This is a genomic window from Burkholderiaceae bacterium, from assembly GCA_024235995.1.
Lineage (GTDB): Bacteria > Pseudomonadota > Gammaproteobacteria > Burkholderiales > Burkholderiaceae_C > Ottowia.
Genome location: JACKLI010000001.1, coordinates 1,385,066 through 1,403,188 on the forward strand (window position 1 = coordinate 1,385,066; position 18,123 = coordinate 1,403,188).

24 protein-coding genes are annotated in these 18,123 nt (G+C 69.3%); all 24 read left to right on the top strand.

What is annotated here, in order from left to right; genetic code table 11:
* Window positions 1–18 precede the first annotated feature (18 nt).
* The 24 genes from mlaD to H6927_06800 all read left to right on the top strand — a co-directional run bounded on the left by mlaD (window position 19) and on the right by H6927_06800 (window position 18,121).
* Window positions 19–522, top strand: coding sequence for an outer membrane lipid asymmetry maintenance protein MlaD (gene mlaD / locus H6927_06685; GenBank protein ID MCP5217785.1), 504 nt, complete (start codon window positions 19–21; stop codon window positions 520–522).
* Between the two features lie 68 nt (window positions 523–590).
* Window positions 591–1,340: a VacJ family lipoprotein gene (locus H6927_06690; GenBank protein ID MCP5217786.1), complete on the top strand. Its 750-nt coding sequence runs from the start codon at window positions 591–593 to the stop codon at window positions 1,338–1,340.
* 106 nt (window positions 1,341–1,446) lie between these two features.
* Window positions 1,447–2,106, top strand: coding sequence for an ABC transporter substrate-binding protein (locus H6927_06695; protein MCP5217787.1), 660 nt, complete (start codon window positions 1,447–1,449; stop codon window positions 2,104–2,106).
* Window positions 2,106–2,387 carry an STAS domain-containing protein gene (locus H6927_06700; protein ID MCP5217788.1) on the top strand — a complete coding sequence of 94 codons (282 nt, stop codon included), beginning with the start codon at window positions 2,106–2,108 and terminating at the stop codon, window positions 2,385–2,387. The genes H6927_06695 and H6927_06700 overlap by 1 nt, the downstream gene beginning before the upstream one ends.
* A gap of 41 nt (window positions 2,388–2,428) precedes the next feature.
* Window positions 2,429–3,379, top strand: coding sequence for an ABC transporter ATP-binding protein (locus tag H6927_06705; protein MCP5217789.1), 951 nt, complete (start codon window positions 2,429–2,431; stop codon window positions 3,377–3,379).
* Entirely contained in the window at window positions 3,376–4,200 is an 825-nt protein-coding gene (locus H6927_06710; protein MCP5217790.1) for an ABC transporter permease, read from the top strand. The genes H6927_06705 and H6927_06710 overlap by 4 nt, the downstream gene beginning before the upstream one ends.
* 5 nt (window positions 4,201–4,205) lie before the next feature.
* Window positions 4,206–4,448, top strand: a complete 243-nt coding sequence (locus H6927_06715) for a BolA family transcriptional regulator (protein MCP5217791.1) — start codon at window positions 4,206–4,208, stop codon at window positions 4,446–4,448.
* 76 nt (window positions 4,449–4,524) lie between these two features.
* Window positions 4,525–5,802 carry a UDP-N-acetylglucosamine 1-carboxyvinyltransferase gene (murA, locus tag H6927_06720; protein ID MCP5217792.1) on the top strand — a complete coding sequence of 426 codons (1,278 nt, stop codon included), beginning with the start codon at window positions 4,525–4,527 and terminating at the stop codon, window positions 5,800–5,802.
* Between the two features lie 28 nt (window positions 5,803–5,830).
* Window positions 5,831–6,478 (top strand): ATP phosphoribosyltransferase, encoded by a 648-nt coding sequence (locus H6927_06725; GenBank protein ID MCP5217793.1) that lies wholly within the window; start codon window positions 5,831–5,833, stop codon window positions 6,476–6,478.
* A complete protein-coding gene (hisD, locus tag H6927_06730; protein MCP5217794.1) occupies window positions 6,475–7,794 on the top strand; it encodes a histidinol dehydrogenase in 1,320 nt (439 codons plus the stop codon). The genes H6927_06725 and hisD overlap by 4 nt, the downstream gene beginning before the upstream one ends.
* Window positions 7,795–7,875: 81 nt before the next feature.
* Window positions 7,876–9,105 (top strand): YIP1 family protein, encoded by a 1,230-nt coding sequence (locus H6927_06735; GenBank protein ID MCP5217795.1) that lies wholly within the window; start codon window positions 7,876–7,878, stop codon window positions 9,103–9,105.
* Between the two features lie 89 nt (window positions 9,106–9,194).
* Window positions 9,195–9,431, top strand: coding sequence for a CopG family transcriptional regulator (locus H6927_06740; GenBank protein ID MCP5217796.1), 237 nt, complete (start codon window positions 9,195–9,197; stop codon window positions 9,429–9,431).
* Window positions 9,409–9,861 carry a PIN domain-containing protein gene (locus H6927_06745; GenBank protein MCP5217797.1) on the top strand — a complete coding sequence of 151 codons (453 nt, stop codon included), beginning with the start codon at window positions 9,409–9,411 and terminating at the stop codon, window positions 9,859–9,861. Before H6927_06740 ends, H6927_06745 begins: the two co-directional genes overlap by 23 nt.
* A gap of 1 nt (window position 9,862) precedes the next feature.
* Window positions 9,863–10,975, top strand: a complete 1,113-nt coding sequence (locus H6927_06750) for a histidinol-phosphate transaminase (protein ID MCP5217798.1) — start codon at window positions 9,863–9,865, stop codon at window positions 10,973–10,975.
* Window positions 10,972–11,571, top strand: a complete 600-nt coding sequence (hisB, locus tag H6927_06755; protein MCP5217799.1) for an imidazoleglycerol-phosphate dehydratase HisB — start codon at window positions 10,972–10,974, stop codon at window positions 11,569–11,571. The genes H6927_06750 and hisB overlap by 4 nt, the downstream gene beginning before the upstream one ends.
* Before the next feature lie 43 nt (window positions 11,572–11,614).
* On the top strand, window positions 11,615–12,286 hold the full coding sequence (gene hisH, locus H6927_06760) for an imidazole glycerol phosphate synthase subunit HisH (GenBank protein MCP5217800.1): 672 nt from the start codon (window positions 11,615–11,617) through the stop codon (window positions 12,284–12,286).
* A gap of 79 nt (window positions 12,287–12,365) precedes the next feature.
* Window positions 12,366–13,109, top strand: coding sequence for a 1-(5-phosphoribosyl)-5-[(5-phosphoribosylamino)methylideneamino]imidazole-4-carboxamide isomerase (gene hisA / locus H6927_06765; GenBank protein ID MCP5217801.1), 744 nt, complete (start codon window positions 12,366–12,368; stop codon window positions 13,107–13,109).
* Window positions 13,109–13,888 carry an imidazole glycerol phosphate synthase subunit HisF gene (hisF, locus tag H6927_06770; protein MCP5217802.1) on the top strand — a complete coding sequence of 260 codons (780 nt, stop codon included), beginning with the start codon at window positions 13,109–13,111 and terminating at the stop codon, window positions 13,886–13,888. Before hisA ends, hisF begins: the two co-directional genes overlap by 1 nt.
* 184 nt (window positions 13,889–14,072) lie before the next feature.
* On the top strand, window positions 14,073–15,416 hold the full coding sequence (gene gdhA, locus H6927_06775; protein MCP5217803.1) for an NADP-specific glutamate dehydrogenase: 1,344 nt from the start codon (window positions 14,073–14,075) through the stop codon (window positions 15,414–15,416).
* An 82-nt stretch (window positions 15,417–15,498) separates the two neighbouring features.
* Window positions 15,499–15,897: a phosphoribosyl-AMP cyclohydrolase gene (gene hisI, locus H6927_06780; protein ID MCP5217804.1), complete on the top strand. Its 399-nt coding sequence runs from the start codon at window positions 15,499–15,501 to the stop codon at window positions 15,895–15,897.
* A gap of 5 nt (window positions 15,898–15,902) precedes the next feature.
* Window positions 15,903–16,304 (top strand): phosphoribosyl-ATP diphosphatase, encoded by a 402-nt coding sequence (locus tag H6927_06785; protein MCP5217805.1) that lies wholly within the window; start codon window positions 15,903–15,905, stop codon window positions 16,302–16,304.
* Complete coding sequence (locus H6927_06790) at window positions 16,301–16,696, top strand: hypothetical protein (protein ID MCP5217806.1); 396 nt, start codon at window positions 16,301–16,303, stop codon at window positions 16,694–16,696. Before H6927_06785 ends, H6927_06790 begins: the two co-directional genes overlap by 4 nt.
* A complete protein-coding gene (locus tag H6927_06795) occupies window positions 16,689–17,750 on the top strand; it encodes a patatin-like phospholipase family protein (GenBank protein MCP5217807.1) in 1,062 nt (353 codons plus the stop codon). Before H6927_06790 ends, H6927_06795 begins: the two co-directional genes overlap by 8 nt.
* Window positions 17,747–18,121 carry a histidine triad nucleotide-binding protein gene (locus H6927_06800; protein MCP5217808.1) on the top strand — a complete coding sequence of 125 codons (375 nt, stop codon included), beginning with the start codon at window positions 17,747–17,749 and terminating at the stop codon, window positions 18,119–18,121. Before H6927_06795 ends, H6927_06800 begins: the two co-directional genes overlap by 4 nt.
* The last annotated feature ends 2 nt before the right edge of the window (window positions 18,122–18,123 follow it).

Consider the following 18,123-nt stretch of genomic DNA (forward strand, 5'->3'; position numbering starts at 1 on the left):
CCAAAAGGACACGAGAGCATGGGACGCTCCAAGAATGACGTCTGGGTCGGCCTGTTCGTGATGCTGGGGCTGGCGGCGCTGGTGTTTCTGGCGCTGCAGTCGGCCAACCTGCTGTCGCTGAGCTGGCAGTCCACCTACCGGGTGACGGCGCACTTCGACAACATCGGCGGGCTCAAGCCCAAGGCGGCGGTCAAGAGCGCCGGCGTGGTGGTGGGGCGCGTGGGCTCGATCGGCTTCGACGACGAGCGCTTCCAGGCGCTGGTGGCGCTGGACATGGACAGCAAGTACAAGTTTCCCAGCGACAGCTCGCTCAAGATCCTGACCAGCGGGCTGCTGGGCGAGCAGTACGTGGGCATCGAGGCGGGCGCGTCGGACACCAACCTGAAGGCTGGCGATAATGTCGGCAACACGCAGTCGGCGGTGGTGCTGGAGAACCTGATCAGCCAGTTTCTCTACAACGGCGCGGCCAGTGGCGGCTCTTCCGACGCGGGTGGCAAGCCCGCGCCCGGCAAGGGCAAATAGGCAATTCGAGGGCGAGGGCCGGCGCGCCGAAGCATGGCGCGAGCGGATCGATGGACAGACATTCAATCATGACGATCAACACAGCGGCGGTCCTGCGCCGCGCCGGCGCGGCGGCGGGTTTGCTGGCCGTCCTGCTGCTGGCCGGCTGCGCCACCGTGGCGCACCCCGACCCGCGCGACCCGTGGGAGGGCTACAACCGCGCCATGACCCGCTTCAACGACGGCGTGGACAAGGCGGTGATCAAGCCCGTGGCCACCGTCTACAAGGAGGTGCTGCCCAGCCCGGTACGCACCGGCGTGGGCAATTTCTTCGGCAACCTGGGCGACGCCTGGTCCTTCGTCAACAACGTGCTGCAGGCCAAGCCCGAGGGCGCGCTGCACTCGTTCTGGCGCGTGGTGGTCAACACCAGCATCGGCCTGGGCGGCCTGTTCGATCCGGCCACCGAGATGCACCTGGTGCGCCACCGCGAGGACTTCGGCCAGACCCTGGGCCACTGGGGCGCCGACTCGGGGCCCTACCTGGTGCTGCCCATCCTGGGCCCGTCCACCCTGCGCGACACGATCGCCCTGCCGGTGGACTACCTGGGCCGCCCGCAGGCGCAAATCTCCGACGTGCCGGTGCGCAACTCGTTCACCGTGCTGGAGGTGATCGACACGCGCGCGCGCCTGCTGGGGGTGGAGCAGTTGCTGGACCAGGCCGCGCTGGACCCCTACAGCTTCCAGCGCGACGCCTTCCTGCAAAAGCGCCGCAACGACATCCGCGACGGCGAGCCGCCCGAGGAAGAGCGCTACGACCTCGACGAGCCGCCTGCCAAATAGCGTGCAGAAAGGCGCGGCGCGTGCTACGCCTTGTCACCCCGCGCCCAGGTGCCCGGTTTATGCTTGGCCGACCCGCCATCGCATGGCGCCCCACGACCGATCCACGATGAACATGAGCCTGACCGAACGCCGCCGTTTCCTGCAATCCACCGCCGCCGCCCTGGCGCTGCTGGCGGGCGCGCCCGCGGCGCGGGCCGCCGACGAGGCGCCCGACGCGATGATCGGCCGCCTGTCCAACGAGGTGCTGACCATCATCCGGGGCGACAAGGCGATCCAGAGCGGCGACATCGACCGCCTGATCGGCGTGGTCGACGGCAAGATCATGCCCAACGTCAACTTCGTGCGCATGACGGCCTCGGCCACCGGCCCGGCCTGGCGCCGCGCCACGCCCGAGCAGCGCCAGCAGCTGCAGGCGGCCTTCAAGGTGCTGCTGGTGCGCACCTACGCCGGCGCGCTCAAGCAGGTCAGCGACCAGAAGGTCGAGGTCAAGCCGCTGCGCGCCGGCGCCGACGACAAGGAGGTGACGGTGCGCACCGAGGTGGTCGGCCGGGGCGATCCGATCGAGCTGGACTACCGGCTGGAGCGCACGCCCGGCCAGGGCGCGGGCTGGAAGATCTACGACCTGAACGTGCTGGGCGTCTGGCTGGTGGCCAACTACCGCTCGCAGTTCGCCGAGCAGATCAACAAGTCGGGCATTGACGGCCTGATCCAGGCGCTGGATGAGCGCAACCGCAGCAACGCGGCCGACAACAAGGCGTCGAAGTGATGCTGGTGCTGCCCGCCGAGCTGACCCACGCCCAGGCCCGTGCCGGGCTGGCGCTGCTGCGCCAGGCCGCGGCGGCCGAGCCAGGCCCCGAGGTCGTGGTCGACGCCACGGCGCTGGAGCGCTTCGATTCCTCGGCCCTGGCCGTATTGCTGGGCCTGCGCCGCAGCTGCCGGCACGCCGGCCACACGCTGCTCGTGCGGGGCCTGGCGCCGCGGCTGCGCACCCTGGCCGGCCTGTACGGCGTGGACGCGCTGCTGCCCGACGCCGCGCCGGCCGCCTGAGCGGCGCCAAAAATCGCCAAAATCGTACAATCGAGGGCTTCATGCCCGCGATCAGCTTTCAATCGGTTTCCAAGGTCTACGCCAGCACCGGGAAATCCGCTCTTCCCCCGTTCAAGGCCCTCGACGACGTCAGCTTCGACATCGAGGAGGGCGAGTTCTTCGGCCTGCTGGGCCCCAACGGCGCCGGCAAGACGACCCTGATCTCCATCCTGGCCGGGCTGGTGCGCGCCACCGGCGGGCGTGTGCTGGTGCACGGCTACGACGTGCAGAAGGACTTCGTGGCCGCGCGCCGGCACCTGGGCATCGTGCCGCAGGAGCTGGTGTTCGACCCCTTCTTCACCGTGCGCGAGGCGCTGCGCTTCCAGGCCGGCTACTTCGGCCTGCGCCACAGCGATGACTGGATCGACGAGCTGCTGGACGGCCTGGGCCTGGCCGACAAGGCCGGCGCCAACATGCGCCAGCTGTCGGGTGGCATGAAGCGGCGCGTGCTGGTGGGGCTGGCGCTGGTGCACAAGCCGCCCGTCATCGTGCTGGACGAGCCCACCGCGGGCGTCGACGTCGAGCTGCGCCAGACGCTGTGGCAGTTCATCTCCAACCTCAGCCGGCGCGGCCACACCGTGCTGCTGACCACGCACTACCTGGAGGAGGCCGAGGCGCTGTGCCAGCGCATCGCCATGCTCAAGCAGGGGCGCGTGATCGCGCTGGACCGCACCAGCGCGCTGCTCGCGAAGGCGGCGGCCAAGGTGCTGCACTTCAAGACCGACGACGCGCTGCCGCCCGAGCTGGCGGCGCAGGCGCGCGTCACGGGGCGCATCGTGGAGCTGCCGGCGCCCATGGCGGCCGAGGCGGAGCACCACCTGGCCGCGTTGCGCGAGGCCGGCGTACGCATCGAGGATCTGGAAATCCGCAAGGCCGACCTGGAGGACGTGTTCATCCAGCTGATGAGCGGCCCGGGCGCGCCGGCGGTGCCGGCGCTGGAGCACGCGCAATGAGCAACGGACAGGCCATCACCCCCGCGCCCCAGGGCGCGCGCCATCTGCACGCGCTGCCCGCGCCCGAGGACGGCTGGAAGATGCTGCTGGCCAAGGAGGTGCTGCGCTTTTGGCGCGTGGCCACGCAGACCATCGCCGCGCCGGTGCTCACCAGCGTGCTGTACCTGCTGATCTTCGGCCACGTGCTGGAAGGGCGCGTGCAGGTCTATCCCGGCGTGGGCTACGTGGCCTTCCTGGTGCCCGGCCTGGTGATGATGAGCGTGCTGCAGAACGCCTTTGCCAACAGCGCCTCCAGCCTGGTGCAAAGCAAGATCATGGGCAACCTGGTGTTCCTGCTGCTGACGCCGCTGGGCGCCTGGCACTGGTTCGTCGCCTACGTGGGCGCCGCCCTGCTGCGCGGGCTGATGGTGGGCGTGGGCGTGTACCTGGTCACCCTGTGGTATGCACCGCCGCAGGCCGCAGCGGCGGGCTGGATCATCGCCTTTGCCGTGCTGGGGGCGCTGCTGATGGGCGTGCTGGGCCTGCTGGCCGGGCTGTGGGCCGACAAGTTCGACCAGATGGCGGTGTTCCAGAACTTCATCGTCATGCCCATGACCTTCCTGGCCGGTGTGTTCTACTCCATCCACACCCTGCCCGGCATGTGGCAGACGGTGAGCCGCTTCAACCCGTTCTTCTACATGATCGACGGCTTTCGCTACGGCTTCTTCGGCGTCAGCGACGTCTCGCCCTGGCTCAGCCTGGGCGTGGCCGTGGCCAGCGTGCTGGCGGTGTCGGCGCTGACGCTGCACCTGCTGAAGATCGGCTACAAACTCAGAAACTGATATCCATGGACGCTGAACAAATCCGACAACTCATCGCCGCCGCCCTGCCCTGCGAGCACCTGCAGGTGGAGGGCGACGGCCGCCACTGGTTCGCCGTCATCGTCTCGCCCCAGTTCGAGGGCAAGCGCACCATCGCGCGCCACCAGATGGTGTATGCCACGCTGGAAAGCCAGATGCAGTCCGAGGCGGTGCACGCGCTGTCCATGCGCACCTTCACGCCCGCCGAATGGGCGGCCGCGGGCCAGTAATACTCCATATTCGATAGCTGATGGCGCTTGTTTGATGGGCGCTGGAGGCCGATTTGACTGAAAAATAACGGCCACAATGGACCAATTGCTCATCCACGGCGGACGCCCGCTCTCGGGCACGGTGACGATCTCGGGCGCCAAGAACGCGGCGCTGCCCGAGATGTGCGCGGCGCTGCTGACCCGCGAGCCGGTGCAGCTGACCAACGTGCCGCGCCTGCACGACGTGCGTACCATGCGCCGCCTGCTGGAGCACATGGGCGTGGCCACCGAGACGCATGGCGAGCGCGGCGGCATCGGCCTGGTCGCGCCCGACGCGCTGCGGCCCGAGGCGCCCTACGAGCTGGTCAAGACCATGCGCGCCTCGGTGCTGGTGCTGGGGCCGCTGCTGGCGCGCTTCGGCCAGGCGCGGGTGTCGCTGCCGGGCGGCTGCGCCATCGGCTCGCGTCCGGTGGACCAGCACGTCAAGGGCCTGCAGGCCATGGGCGCCGAGATCGCGGTCGAGCACGGCTACATGGTGGCCCGCCTGCCGGCCGGCCGCACCCGCCTGCGCGGCGCGCGCATCACCACCGACATGGTCACCGTCACCGGCACCGAGAACCTGCTGATGGCCGCCTGCCTGGCCGAGGGTGAGACGGTGCTGGAAAACGCCGCGCAGGAGCCCGAGGTGGCCGACCTGGCCGAAATGCTCATCGAGATGGGCGCGCGCATCGAGGGCCATGGCACCAGCCACATCCGCGTGCAGGGCGTGCCGCGGCTGCACGGCTGCACGCACCGCGTGGTGGCCGACCGCATCGAGGCCGGCACGTTCCTGTGCGCGGTGGCCGCCTGTGGCGGTGATGCGCTGCTGCGCCACGCGCGCGCCGACCACCTGGAGGCGGTGATCGACAAGCTGCGCGACGCCGGCGTGCGCGTCGCGCCCGAGGAGGGCGGCGTCCGCGTGGCCAGCGGCGGCGGCGCCGGGCTCAAGGCGCAGGGCTTTCGTACCATGGAGTACCCGGGCTTTCCGACCGACATGCAGGCGCAGTTCATGGCGCTGAACCTGGTGGCGCAGGGCACGGTGAGCGTGACCGAGACGATCTTTGAAAACCGCTTCATGCACGTCAACGAGCTGATGCGCCTGGGCGCCGAGATCATGGTCGACGGGCGCGTGGCCACCGTGGCCGGCGGCGCCCGGCTGTCGGGCGCGCGCGTGATGGCCACCGACCTGCGCGCCTCGGCCAGCCTGGTCATCGCCGGCCTGGTGGCCGAGGGCGAGACCGTGGTCGACCGCATCTACCACCTGGACCGCGGCTACGACCAGATGGAGGAAAAGCTGCGCGCCCTGGGCGCCGACATCACGAGGGTTTCGGCATGATCACGCTTGAAAAACAGGAGACGCAATCGTGATCACGCTTGCTTTGTCCAAGGGCCGCATCTTCGACGAAACCCTGCCGCTGCTGGCGGCCGCCGGCATCACGGTGACGGAAGACCCGGAGACCTCGCGCAAGCTCATCCTGGCCACCAACCGGCCCGAGGTGCGCGTGGTGCTGGTGCGCGCCACCGACGTGCCCACCTACGTCGAATACGGCGGCGCCGACCTGGGCGTGACCGGGCTGGACGTGCTGATCGAGCACGGCGGCGCGGGCCTGTACCAGCCGCTGGATTTGCGCATCGCCAAGTGCCACATGGCCGTGGCCGCGCCCGAGGGCTTCGACTACGCCAGCGCCGTGCGCCAGGGCAGCCGCATCACCGTGGCCACCAAGTACCCGGCCATCGCGCGGCGCTTTTTTGCCGACAAGGGCGTGCACGTGGACCTGGTCAAGCTCTACGGCAGCATGGAGCTGGCGCCGCTCACCGGCCTGGCCGAGGCCATCGTCGACCTGGTCAGCACCGGCAAGACCCTCAAGGCCAACCACCTGGTCGAGGTCGAGCACATCATGGACATCAGCTCGCGCCTGGTGGTCAACCAGGCGGCGCTCAAGCTCAAGACCGCGGCCATGCGCCCCATCATCGATGCCTTTGCGGCCGCGGTGTCGCCGGAGGTGATATGAACTTGATAGCTGCTCCCGCGCGTCTTTCAACGGCCGAGGTCGATTTCGAGTCCAAATTCCAGCAGCGCCTGCACTGGAGCGCCGAGCAGGACGCCGCCATCGAGCAGCGCGTGGCCGCTATCCTGGCCGACGTGCGCGCGCGCGGCGACGCGGCGGTGCTGGAATACACCGTGCGCTTCGACGGCGTGAGCGCGGCCAGCATGGGCGCGCTGCAGCTCAAGGCCGACGAGCTGGCCGCCGCCTTCGACGGCCTGCCCACCGAGCAGCGCCAGGCGCTGCAGGCCGCCGCCGGGCGCATCCGCCGCTTTCACGAGTGGCAAAAGACCCAGGGCGGCGAGACGGCCAGCTACCGCGACGAGGACGGCACCCTGCTGGGCCAGAAGGTCACGCCGCTGGACCGCGTGGGCATCTACGTGCCTGGCGGCAAGGCCGCCTACCCCAGCAGCGTGCTGATGAACGCCATCCCCGCGCACGTGGCCGGCGTGCGCGAGATCATCATGGTGGTGCCCACGCCCAAGGGTGACAAGAACCCGCTGGTGCTGGCCGCGGCGCACGTGGCCGGCGTCACGCGCGCCTTCACCGTCGGCGGCGCGCAGGCGGTGGCGGCGCTGGCCTATGGCACGGCCGCCATCCCCAAGGTCGACAAAATCACCGGCCCCGGCAACGCGTACGTCGCCAGCGCCAAGAAGCGCGTGTTCGGCCAGGTCGGCATCGACATGATCGCCGGGCCCAGCGAAATCCTGGTGCTGGCCGACGGCAGCACGCCCGCCGAGTGGGTGGCGATGGACCTGTTCAGCCAGGCCGAGCACGACGAGCTGGCGCAGGCCATCCTGCTCAGCCCCGACGCCGCCTACATCGAGCAGGTGCAGGCGGCGATGAGCCGCCTGCTGCCCACGCTGCCGCGCGCGCCGATCATCGCCAGCAGCCTGGCGGGCCGCGGCGCGCTCATCCACACGCGCAGCATGGAGGAGGCCTGCACCCTGGCCAACCGCATCGCGCCCGAGCACCTGGAGGTGGCCAGCCGCACGCCCCACCGCTGGGAGCCGCTGCTGCGCCATGCCGGCGCCATCTTCCTGGGTGCCTACACCAGCGAAAGCCTGGGCGACTACTGCGCCGGCCCCAACCACGTGCTGCCCACCAGCGGCACGGCGCGCTTCTCGTCGCCGCTGTCGGTGTACGACTTTCAAAAACGCACCAGCCTGATCGAGGTGAGCGAGGCCGGCGCGCAGGCCATCGGCCGCATCGCCAGCGTGCTGGCGCATGGCGAGGGGCTGCAGGCGCATGCCCGGGCGGCGGAGCTGCGCTTGAAGTCCTGACCGGCCGGGCCCGCGGCGCGGGGCTTGACAGCGCGCCCGAATCGGGTAGCGTGGGCTGATTTCCAGAGAAGGAGGTCTGCCATGTCTCTCGTCGATCGCGTCAAAGGCATCCTGCTCGACCCCCGGCGCACCTGGCCTGTCATCGAGGCCGAGTCCACCAGCACGGCCGAGCTGTACCGCGGCTACCTGGTGTGGCTGGCGGCCATCCCGGCGGTGTGCGGCTTCATCGGCCTGTCGCTGATCGGCATCGGCGGCTTCGGCTTCACGGTGCGGGTGCCGCTGCTGATGGGGCTGGGCAACCTGGTGGTGTCGTACGTGCTCAGCCTGGTGGGGGTGTTCGTGCTGGCGCTCATCGTCGATGCGCTGGCGCCCACTTTCGGGGGCACGCGCAGCTCCATTCAGGCGCTCAAGCTGACGGTGTACGCCAGCACGGCGGCGCTGGTGGGCGGCGTGTTCAGCCTGCTGCCCATGCTGTCCATCCTGGGGCTGCTGGCGGCGCTGTATTCGGTCTACCTGATCTACACCGGGCTGCCGGTGCTGATGAAAAACCCGCCTGAAAAGTCGCTGGCCTACACCGCGGTGGTGATCGTGGCCGGCATCGTGATGGGGCTGGTGATCGGCGCCATCAGCGCGCTGTTCCGGCCGCACCATGGCATGGTGGGGGCCGGCGGCGCGGGGGTGTCCATCACCACGCCGCAGGGCAAGGTGTCCATCGATACGGCGGCGCTCGAGGCCGCCGGCAAGAAGATGCAGGAGGCCACGCGCCAGATGGAGCAGGCGCAACAAGGCGGCAAGCCGGCCGATGCCGCGGCCGCCGCCGGGCAGGCCGCGGCTGCGGCCATGGGCGCGCTGGGCGGCGCGCAGGGCAGCGTCGGGGTGCCGGCGCTCAAGGCCGCGCTGCCCGACCAGCTGGGCGGCCTGCCGCGCACCGCGCTGGAGGTGCAGAACAACCAGGCCATGGGCGTGGCCATGGGCCAGGCGCGGGCCGAATACGGCAGCGCGGGCAAGCGCCTGCGGGTGGAGATCATCGACATGGGCGGCCTGTCGGGCCTGGCGCAGATGGCCGGCCTGGTGCAGGGCGAGAAGGAAAGCGATGGCCGCATCGAGAAAACCTGGCAGTCCGGCGGGCGCACCCTGATGGAGGAATATCACAAGGACGGCAGCCAGGCCGAGGCCAAGACCATCCTCAAGAACGGCCTGGTGGTGAGCGTGGAGGGCACCGGCGTGCCGATCGACGGCGTGCGCGCCGCCCTGGGCCAGCTCGACCTGGCGGCGCTGGAAGGCCTGGCGCGCACGGCGCAGCAAAAATAATCGGGGTCAGATCACAAAATAATCGGGGTCAGATTACCATTTAAAAACACGAATTTCGTGTAACACGAAATTCGTGTAGACTGGGTGACATGAAGAACGTCACCATCACCGTGGAGGACAGCGTGCTCGAATGGGCGCGGGTGGAGGCGGCCAAGCGCGGCAGCAGCGTCTCGCGCATGGTGGGCGAGCTGCTGGCCGAGAAAATGCGCCAGGAAGACGCCTACGCGCAGGCGATGCGCGATGCGCTGCGCTTCGAGTCCTGGGGCGCGAGCGACGGCCCCTACCTGACCCGCGACGAGATGTATGAGCGCGCTCGTTTTCGTTGATACCAACGTCTTTCTCTACACGGTCGACGAGCGCGACCTGCCCAAGCAGGCGCGCGCGCGCGAGTGGGTGCGCTGGTGCTGGCTGAACGCGGCCGGGCGCATCAGCTCGCAGGTGCTCAACGAGTTCTACAACAACGCCATCACCCAGTTTCGCAGCGTGATGCCGGTGCAGCAGGCGCGCGCGCAGGTGCGCAACCTGCGCCAGTGGCAGCCCCCGCACCTGGACACCTACGTGATCGACGGCGCCTGGGCGCTGCAGGACCGCTACGCGCTCAGCTACTGGGACGCGCTGATCGTTTCTGCCGCTCAGCAGCAGGGCTGCCGCTACCTGCTGAGCGAGGATTTGCAGCACCGGCAGCGCTTCGAGACCGTGCAGGTGATCGACCCATTCCGGGTGGGCCCGGACGAATTGCCACCAAGTGAAGATTGACATGAACGCCCCCATTCTTCCCGTCCCCACCAGCAGCCCCCTGGCCCGCATCCGCCGCGACGTGCAGGGCATGCACGCCTACGCGGTGCAGGACTCGCGCGGCCTGGTCAAGCTGGATGCGATGGAAAACCCGCACCGCCTGCCGCCCGCGCTGCAGGCCGAGCTGGGCGCGCGCCTGGGCCAGGTGGCCATCAACCGCTACCCGGGCGAGCGCATCGACGCGCTGCGCACGACGCTGCTGGGCCACGCGCAGCCGCCCGCCGGCTGGTCGATCATGCTGGGCAACGGCTCGGACGAGCTGATCAGCCTGCTGGCCATGGCCTGCGACATTCCGGGCGCAAGTATTCTGGCCCCCGTGCCGGGCTTCGTCATGTACGCCATGAGCGCGCAGCTGCAGGGCCTGGCCTTTCACGGCGTGCCGCTCACCGCCGACTTCGAGCTGGATGAAGCGGCCATGCTGGCGGCCATCGCGCAGCACCGCCCGGCCATCGTCTACCTGGCCTACCCCAACAACCCCACCGGCACGCTGTGGGACGAGGGCGCCATCGCGCGCATCGTCGCCGCCCAGGGTGCGGCCGGCGGCCTGGTGGTGATGGACGAGGCCTACCAGCCCTTTGCCGCGCGCAGCTGGATCGACAACGTGCGTGCCGTGCCCGATGCGCACCGCCACGTGCTGATCCTGCGCACGCTCAGCAAGTTCGGCCTGGCGGGCGTGCGCATCGGCTACCTGCTGGGCGAAGCCACGCTGGTGGCCGAGCTGGACAAGGTGCGCCCGCCCTACAACGTGAGCGTGCTGAACGCCGAATGCGCGCTGTTCGCGCTTGGCCATTCGGATGTTTTTGCCGCGCAGGCCCAGGACATCCGTGCGCAGCGTGCTCTGCTTTTCGAAGCGCTGGCCAGGCTGCCCGGCGTGCACGCCTATCCCAGCCAGGCCAACATGATCCTGCTGCGCGTGCCCGATGCCGCCAAGACCTTCGAGGGCATGAGGGCACGCGGGGTGCTGGTCAAAAACGTTTCTAAAATGCATCCTCTGCTGGCCCAGTGCCTGCGCCTGACGGTGGGCACCGCCGACGAGAACGCGCAGATGCTGGCCGCCCTGCAAGCCGCCCTATGACGACTCCTGCCCGCACCGCCGAGGTTTCGCGCGACACCGCCGAAACAAAGATCCACGTTCGCCTCGACCTGGATGGCACCGGCCATTCCCAGCTGGCCACCGGCATCGGCTTTTTCGACCACATGCTCGACCAGATCGCGCGCCACGGCCTGATCGACCTGCAGGTGCAGGCCCAGGGCGATTTGCACATCGACGGCCACCACACGGTGGAGGACGTGGGCATCGCCATCGGCCAGGCCGTGCGCCAGGCGGTGGGCGACAAGGCGGGCATCACGCGCTACGGCCACAGCTACGTGCCGCTGGACGAGGCGCTGTCGCGCGTGGTCATCGACTTCTCGGGCCGCCCCGGCCTGGTGCTGGATGCGCGCTTTTCCAGCGGCATGATCGGCGGCCTCGACACGCAGCTGGTGCACGAGTTCTTCCAGGGCTTCGTCAACCACGCCCACGTCACGCTGCACATCGACAACCTCAAGGGCGTCAACGCGCACCACCAGGTCGAGACCATCTTCAAGGCCTTCGGCCGCGCGCTGCGCATGGCGCTCACGCTCGATCCGCGCGCGGCGGGGCAAATCCCGTCCACCAAGGGCGTTCTTTAAGCAAAATAGGCCTCCAGCCCGCGTCTTCCTTGCGCGAGCAGCTATGAATTCAAGAGTCAATCAAACCGTTGCCGTGGTCGACTACGGCATGGGCAACCTGCGCTCGGTGGCGCAGGCCGTGATGCACGCCACGCAGGACACGCACGTCAACGCCGTCATCACGGCCGACCCGGCCCAGGTGCGCGCCGCGCACCGCGTGGTGCTGCCCGGCCAGGGCGCCATCGCCGACTGCATGCGCGAGCTGCGCGAGTCGGGCCTGCTCGAATCGGTGCTGGAGGCCGCCGCCACCAAGCCGCTGTTCGGCGTCTGCGTGGGCATGCAGATGCTGCTGGAGCACAGCGCCGAAGGCCCCACGGCGGCCGGCACCCCCGGCCTGGGCCTGATCGCCGGCGAGGTGCTGCGCTTCGAGCTGGCCGGCCAGCGCGCGCCCGACGGCAGCCGCTACAAGGTGCCGCAAATGGGCTGGAACCGGGTGTTCCACAGCCGCCCGCACCCGGTGTGGGGCGAGCAGGCCGACGGCCAGTGGTTCTACTTCGTGCACAGCTTCTACGCCCGCCCGCACGCGGCGGCCCAGTGCGCGGGCGAGACCGAGTACGGCGTGCGCTTTGCCTCGGCCATTGCACGCGATAATCTTTTTGCCACGCAGTTCCACCCCGAAAAGAGCGCGGCGCAGGGCCTGCAGCTTTACCGCAACTTCCTGCACTGGAACCCCTAAGTTCCGACTCACTCTTGTTTTCATAGCGTCTCGCGCAAGCACAACCAGCGCAACCAGTCTTTTCTCTGCTCAACCGATCATGCTGCTGATTCCCGCGATCGACCTCAAGGACGGCCATTGCGTGCGCCTCAAGCAAGGCGACATGGCCCAGGCCACCACCTTCAGCGAAGCCCCGGCCGAGATGGCCGCGCACTGGCTGGACGAGGGCGCGCGCCGCCTGCACCTGGTGGACCTGAACGGCGCCTTTGCCGGCAAGCCGCAAAACCTGAGCGCCATCAAGGCCATCCTGAAGGAGGTGGGCGACGACATCCCGGTGCAGCTGGGCGGCGGCATCCGCGACCTGGACACGATCGAGAAGTACATCGACGCCGGGCTGCGCTACGTCATCATCGGCACCGCGGCCGTGAAGAACCCGGGCTTTCTGAAGGACGCCTGCAGCGCCTTCGGCGGCCACATCATCGTCGGCCTGGACGCCAAGGACGGCAAGGTGGCCACCGACGGCTGGAGCAAGCTCACGGGCCACGAGGTGGTCGACTTGGCCAGGAAGTTCGAGGACTGGGGCGTCGAATCCATCGTCTACACCGACATCGGGCGCGACGGCATGCTCTCGGGCATCAACGTCGAGGCCACCGTGCGGCTGGCGCAGGCGCTGTCCATCCCCGTCATCGCCTCCGGCGGCCTGTCCGGCATGGCCGACATCGAGGCCCTGTGCGCGGTCGAGGGCGAGGGCGTGGAGGGCGTGATCTGCGGGCGCGCCATCTACTCGGGCGACCTGGACTTCGCCGCGGCGCAGGCGCGCGCCGACGCGCTGGCGAACGACTGATGCTGGCCAAACGCATCATCCCCTGCCTGGACGTGACCGGCGGGCGCGTGGTCAAGGGCGTCAACTTCGTCGAGCTGCGCGACGCGGGCGATCCGGTGGAGATCGCCGCGCGCTACAACGAGCAGGGCGCCGACGAGCTCACTTTTCTGGACATCACCGCCACCAGCGACGGGCGCGACCTGATCCTGCCCATCATCGAGGCCGTGGCCAGCCAGGTCTTCATTCCGCTCACCGTGGGCGGCGGCGTGCGCACCGTCGCCGACGTGCGCCGGCTGCTCAACGCCGGGGCCGACAAGACCAGCTTCAACTCGGTCGCCATCGCCAACCCGCAGGTCATCCGCGAGGCCTCGGGCAAGTACGGCGCGCAGTGCATCGTGGTGGCCATCGACGCGCGCCGGCGCACCGGGGGCGAGGTGGCCGCGCGCGGCGAAGGCTGGGACGTCTACAGCCACGGCGGGCGCCGCAACACCGGCCTGGACGCCGTGGCCTGGGCGCGCCAGATGGCCGAGCATGGCGCCGGTGAAATCCTGCTGACCAGCATGGACCGCGACGGCACCCAGATCGGGTTCGACCTGGAGCTGACGCGCGCCGTGAGCGACGCCGTGTCGGTGCCCGTGATCGCCTCGGGCGGCGTGGGCACGCTCGAGCACCTAGCCGACGGCGTGCAGCTGGGCGGCGCCGACGCGGTGCTGGCCGCCAGCATCTTCCACTACGGCACCTTCACCATCGCGCAGGCCAAGCAGCACATGGCCGCGCGCGGCATCGAGGTGCGGCTGTGAACATCGCGGCCCCCTGACCGGCACACGCAGCCACCCCACCATGTCACGGCGCCGGCAGAACGACACCTTTCCCATCTGGCCGCCGCCACGCCAGCCGGCGGCCTGGCCCTGGGCCAGGCCGCGCGGCCCCGCGCCGCATGCTGCCGTGCCATGCCCCCCATTCTTGTTTTAGGAGGAATTTCCTGTGTCGACCCAAAGCCTTGAAGATTTCATGGGCGCCGTCCAGCGCCGCGACCCCAACCAGCCCGAGTTCCTGCAGGCCGTGCGCGAGGTGATGGTCTCGCTGTGGCCCTTTCTGGACGCGCATCCCAAGTACCGCGACTACGGCCTGCTGCAGCGCCTGGTCGAGCCCGATCGCGCCATCCAGTTCCGCGTGGCGTGGGTGGACGACAAGGGCCAGACCCAGGTCAACCGGGCCTTTCGCGTGCAGCACAACATGGCCATCGGCCCCTACAAGGGCGGCATGCGCTTTCACCCCAGCGTCAACCTGTCGATCCTGAAGTTCCTGGGCTTCGAGCAGACCTTCAAGAACGCGCTGACCACGCTGCCCATGGGCGGCGGCAAGGGCGGCAGCGACTTCGACCCCAAGGGCAAGAGCGACGGCGAGGTGATGCGCTTTTGCCAGTCCCTGATGTGCGAGCTGTATCGCCACCTGGGCCCCGACACCGACGTGCCCGCGGGCGACATCGGCGTGGGCGGGCGCGAGGTCGGCTTCATGGCCGGCATGATGAAGAAGCTGGCCAACAACGCCGGCAGCGTGTTCACCGGCAAGGGCATCGCCTTTGGCGGCAGCCTGATGCGCCCCGAGGCCACCGGCTACGGCACGGTGTACTTCGCGCAGGAGATGCTGCGGCGCAAGCAGCTGGGCTTCGACGGCCGCACGGTCAGCATCTCGGGCTCGGGCAACGTGGCCCAGTACGCGGCCGAAAAGGCGCTGGAGCTGGGCGCCAAGGTGGTCACGCTGTCCGACTCGGGCGGCACCCTGGTGCACGACCACGGCATCAGCCACGGCATGCTGCAGGACCTGATGGAGTTCAAGAACGTGCAGCGCGGCCGGCTGGCCGATTTCTGCAAGAAGAACAAGCTCAAGTTCGAGGCCGGCAAGCGCCCCTGGCACGTGCCGGTGGACATCGCGCTGCCCTGCGCCACGCAAAACGAGCTGGACGAGGGCGACGCCAAGGCGCTGATCGCCAATGGCGTGATCTGCGTGGCCGAGGGCGCCAACATGCCCAGCACGCTGGATGCGGTCGATGCCTTCCTGGCCGCCGGCACGCTGTACGCGCCGGGCAAGGCCAGCAACGCCGGCGGCGTGGCCACTTCGGGCCTGGAGATGAGCCAGAACGCCATGCGCCTGTCCTGGTCGCACAGCGACGTGGACCTGCGCCTGCACGAGATCATGAAGGACATCCACGGCAACTGCGTGCGCCACGGCGAGCACAAGGACGGCACCGTCAACTACGTCGAGGGCGCCAACATCGCCGGCTTCGTCAAGATCGCCGATGCCATGCTGGCCCAGGGCGTTTATTGACCACTCCCGGGCTGGTATCGGCTCCCTCTCCCCCAAGGGGCGAGGGAGCAGGGCAGGGCGGCCGCCGCGCGAATCGCGGACAATCCCGCCTATGAGCTGGTTGGATGACGTCAAGTGGGACGCGCAGGGCCTGGTGCCCGTGATCGCGCAGGAGGCGGGCACGGGCGACGTGCTGATGTTCGCCTGGATGAACCGCGAGGCGCTGGCCAAGACGGCCGAGCTGGGCCGCGCGGTGTACTTCAGCCGCTCGCGCCAGCGCCTGTGGTTCAAGGGCGAGGAGTCGGGCCACGTGCAGCAGGTGCACGAGATCCGCATCGACTGCGACCAGGACGTGGTGCTGCTCAAGGTCACGCAGCTCGGCCACCAGCCGGGCATTGCCTGCCACACCGGGCGCCACAGCTGTTTCTTCAGCGTGCTGAAAGACGGTGCCTGGACGGCCGTCGATCCGGTCTTGAAAGACCCCGGAACCATCTACACATAGGGGCCATGTTGCAACAAGACGTCCTGGCGCGCTTGAGCGCCGTCATCGAAAGCCGCAAGCCGGAGGCCGGGGGCAACCCCGACACCAGCTACGTCGCGCGCCTGCTGCACAAGGGGCCCGACGCCTTTCTCAAGAAGATCGGCGAGGAGGCCACCGAGGTGGTGATGGCCGCCAAGGACGCCGAGCACCAGCCCGGCGCCGCGCATGCGCGCGAGAAGATCGTGGCGGAGATGGCCGACCTGTGGTTTCACGGCATGGTGGCGCTGGCGCACTTCGGCCTGTCGTCGGCCGACGTGGTGGCCGAGCTGGCGCGCCGCGAAGGGCTGTCGGGCATCGAGGAAAAGGCGCTGCGCAAGGCGCGCGAGCGCGAGCGCAGCGAGTCCACGCAAGGAGGCACCCACGCATGAGCAACAACGACATCATCGACGTCGAGCCCAAGGGTCAGGCGCAGGCCGACAGCCTGCGCACCTGGGGCTGGGTCAGCTACATCCTGCACCTGGTGGTGGCGGTGGGGGCCGTGTTTCCGGGCGCGCAGCCCAGCATCGCGCTGCTGCTGGTGGCGCTGATCGTCGACCTGGTCAAGAAGGACGAGGCCGCCGGCACCTGGCAGGCCAGCCATTTCAGCTGGCGCATCCGCTCGGTGCTGTGGGCGGGCTTCTGGTACGTGCTGACCGCGCCGCTGTGGCTGCTGTTCGCGCTGCCCGGCTGGATCGCCTGGGTCGTCATCTCCATCTGGTTCCTGTACCGCATCGTTAAAGGCATGGTGCGCATGAACGCCGGCCAGGCCGTCGATGCCTGAGGCCGCGCGCACCAGCGCCGCCAAGGCGGACGAGGCCCCGCGCTCGGTCGACCTGGCGCTGCAGGGCGGCGGCTCGCACGGCGCCTTCACCTGGGGCGTGCTGGACGCGCTGCTGGAGGACGGCCGCATCGCCCTGGATGGCGCCAGCGGCACCAGCGCCGGCGCCATGAACGCCGTGGTGCTGGCCCACGGGCTGGCCCGGGCGCGCCAGGACGGCCTGAAGGGCCAGGACGTGCACGAGGCCGCGCGCGCGGCGCTCAAGCGCTTCTGGGAAGGCGTGGGCCTGCTGGGCAGCTTCACCACCGGGCTGCCGCTGCCGGCCACGCAGGCCGTGGTGTCGTGGTTTTCGCAGTGGCTCACGCCGGCGCAGGTCAACCCGCTGGGGGTCAACCCGCTGCGGCGCCTGCTGCTGGACCAGGTCGACTTCGACCTGCTGGACAGCGTCCACGCCATGAAGGTGTTCGTCTGCGCCACCAACGTGCGCACCGGCGGGGGCGAGGTGTTCAGCGGCAAGCGCCTGACGGTGGACGCGGTGATGGCCTCGGCCTGCCTGCCCACGCTGTTCAAGCCGGTCGAGATCGCCGGCGAGCTGTACTGGGACGGCGGCTATTCGGGCAACCCGGCCCTCTACCCGCTGATCTACAACACGCGCAGCAACGACGTGGTGCTGGTGCAGATCAACCCGGTGGCCGTGCCCTTCAAGGCCGACGCCGACGCGCAGGACATCATGGAGCGCGTCAACGAGATCACCTTCAACGCGCCGCTGCTGGCCGAGTTCCGCGCCATCGAGTTCGTCGCCCGCCTGCTCGACGAGGGCCGGCTGGACCCGGGCCGCTACCGCAAGATGCTGCTGCACCGCGTCGATGGCGGCGCGGCGCTGCGCGCCTTCGGCACGGCCAGCAAGATGCGCGCCGACATCGTCTTTCTGCACCGCCTGTTCGAGATCGGCCGCCAGACGGGCCAGCACTGGCTCAAGACGCACTTTCGCAACCTGGGCGTGCGCAGCACCGCCATCGAAGCCCCCCTGACCGCCAAGAACGGAGAACGCGCATGAGCAACGCCGGGCCCCACCATGATCCCGACTGCATCTTCTGCAAGATCGTTGCCGGCCAGATTCCCTCGCGCAAGGTCTACGAGGACGAGGAGCTGTTCGCCTTCCACGACATCGCGCCCTGGGCGCCGGTGCATTTTCTGATCGTGCCCAAGGCCCACATCCTCTCGTTGGCGCACACCGGCGCCGAGCACGAGCGCCTGCTGGGCCGCATCCTGACGCTGGCGCCGCGCCTGGCGCTGGAGCAGGGCTGCAACCCCTACCCAGACGGTGGCTTCCGCGTGGTCGTCAACACCGGCGCCGAGGGCGGGCAGGAAGTGCATCACCTGCACGTGCACGTCATCGGCGGGCCGCGCCCCTGGCGCAGGGGTTGATG

Bases quoted from the DNA above. Each gene is read 5' to 3' on its own strand.
- H6927_06705 (MCP5217789.1), top strand. From the start codon at position 2,429: ATGCCCGCGATCAGCTTTCAATCGGTTTCCAAGGTCTACGCCAGCACC.
- H6927_06800 (MCP5217808.1), top strand. From the start codon at position 17,747: ATGAGCAACGCCGGGCCCCACCATGATCCCGACTGCATCTTCTGCAAG.
- H6927_06695 (MCP5217787.1), top strand. From the start codon at position 1,447: ATGAACATGAGCCTGACCGAACGCCGCCGTTTCCTGCAATCCACCGCC.
- hisH (MCP5217800.1), top strand. From the start codon at position 11,615: ATGAATTCAAGAGTCAATCAAACCGTTGCCGTGGTCGACTACGGCATG.
- murA (MCP5217792.1), top strand. From the start codon at position 4,525: ATGGACCAATTGCTCATCCACGGCGGACGCCCGCTCTCGGGCACGGTG.
- H6927_06745 (MCP5217797.1), top strand. From the start codon at position 9,409: ATGAGCGCGCTCGTTTTCGTTGATACCAACGTCTTTCTCTACACGGTC.
- H6927_06750 (MCP5217798.1), top strand. From the start codon at position 9,863: ATGAACGCCCCCATTCTTCCCGTCCCCACCAGCAGCCCCCTGGCCCGC.
- H6927_06690 (MCP5217786.1), top strand. From the start codon at position 591: ATGACGATCAACACAGCGGCGGTCCTGCGCCGCGCCGGCGCGGCGGCG.
- H6927_06740 (MCP5217796.1), top strand. From the start codon at position 9,195: ATGAAGAACGTCACCATCACCGTGGAGGACAGCGTGCTCGAATGGGCG.
- H6927_06735 (MCP5217795.1), top strand. From the start codon at position 7,876: ATGTCTCTCGTCGATCGCGTCAAAGGCATCCTGCTCGACCCCCGGCGC.
- mlaD (MCP5217785.1), top strand. From the start codon at position 19: ATGGGACGCTCCAAGAATGACGTCTGGGTCGGCCTGTTCGTGATGCTG.
- H6927_06795 (MCP5217807.1), top strand. From the start codon at position 16,689: ATGCCTGAGGCCGCGCGCACCAGCGCCGCCAAGGCGGACGAGGCCCCG.
- H6927_06785 (MCP5217805.1), top strand. From the start codon at position 15,903: ATGTTGCAACAAGACGTCCTGGCGCGCTTGAGCGCCGTCATCGAAAGC.
- H6927_06715 (MCP5217791.1), top strand. From the start codon at position 4,206: ATGGACGCTGAACAAATCCGACAACTCATCGCCGCCGCCCTGCCCTGC.
- H6927_06700 (MCP5217788.1), top strand. From the start codon at position 2,106: ATGCTGGTGCTGCCCGCCGAGCTGACCCACGCCCAGGCCCGTGCCGGG.
- hisA (MCP5217801.1), top strand. From the start codon at position 12,366: ATGCTGCTGATTCCCGCGATCGACCTCAAGGACGGCCATTGCGTGCGC.
- hisF (MCP5217802.1), top strand. From the start codon at position 13,109: ATGCTGGCCAAACGCATCATCCCCTGCCTGGACGTGACCGGCGGGCGC.
- H6927_06710 (MCP5217790.1), top strand. From the start codon at position 3,376: ATGAGCAACGGACAGGCCATCACCCCCGCGCCCCAGGGCGCGCGCCAT.
- hisB (MCP5217799.1), top strand. From the start codon at position 10,972: ATGACGACTCCTGCCCGCACCGCCGAGGTTTCGCGCGACACCGCCGAA.
- hisD (MCP5217794.1), top strand. From the start codon at position 6,475: ATGAACTTGATAGCTGCTCCCGCGCGTCTTTCAACGGCCGAGGTCGAT.
- H6927_06790 (MCP5217806.1), top strand. From the start codon at position 16,301: ATGAGCAACAACGACATCATCGACGTCGAGCCCAAGGGTCAGGCGCAG.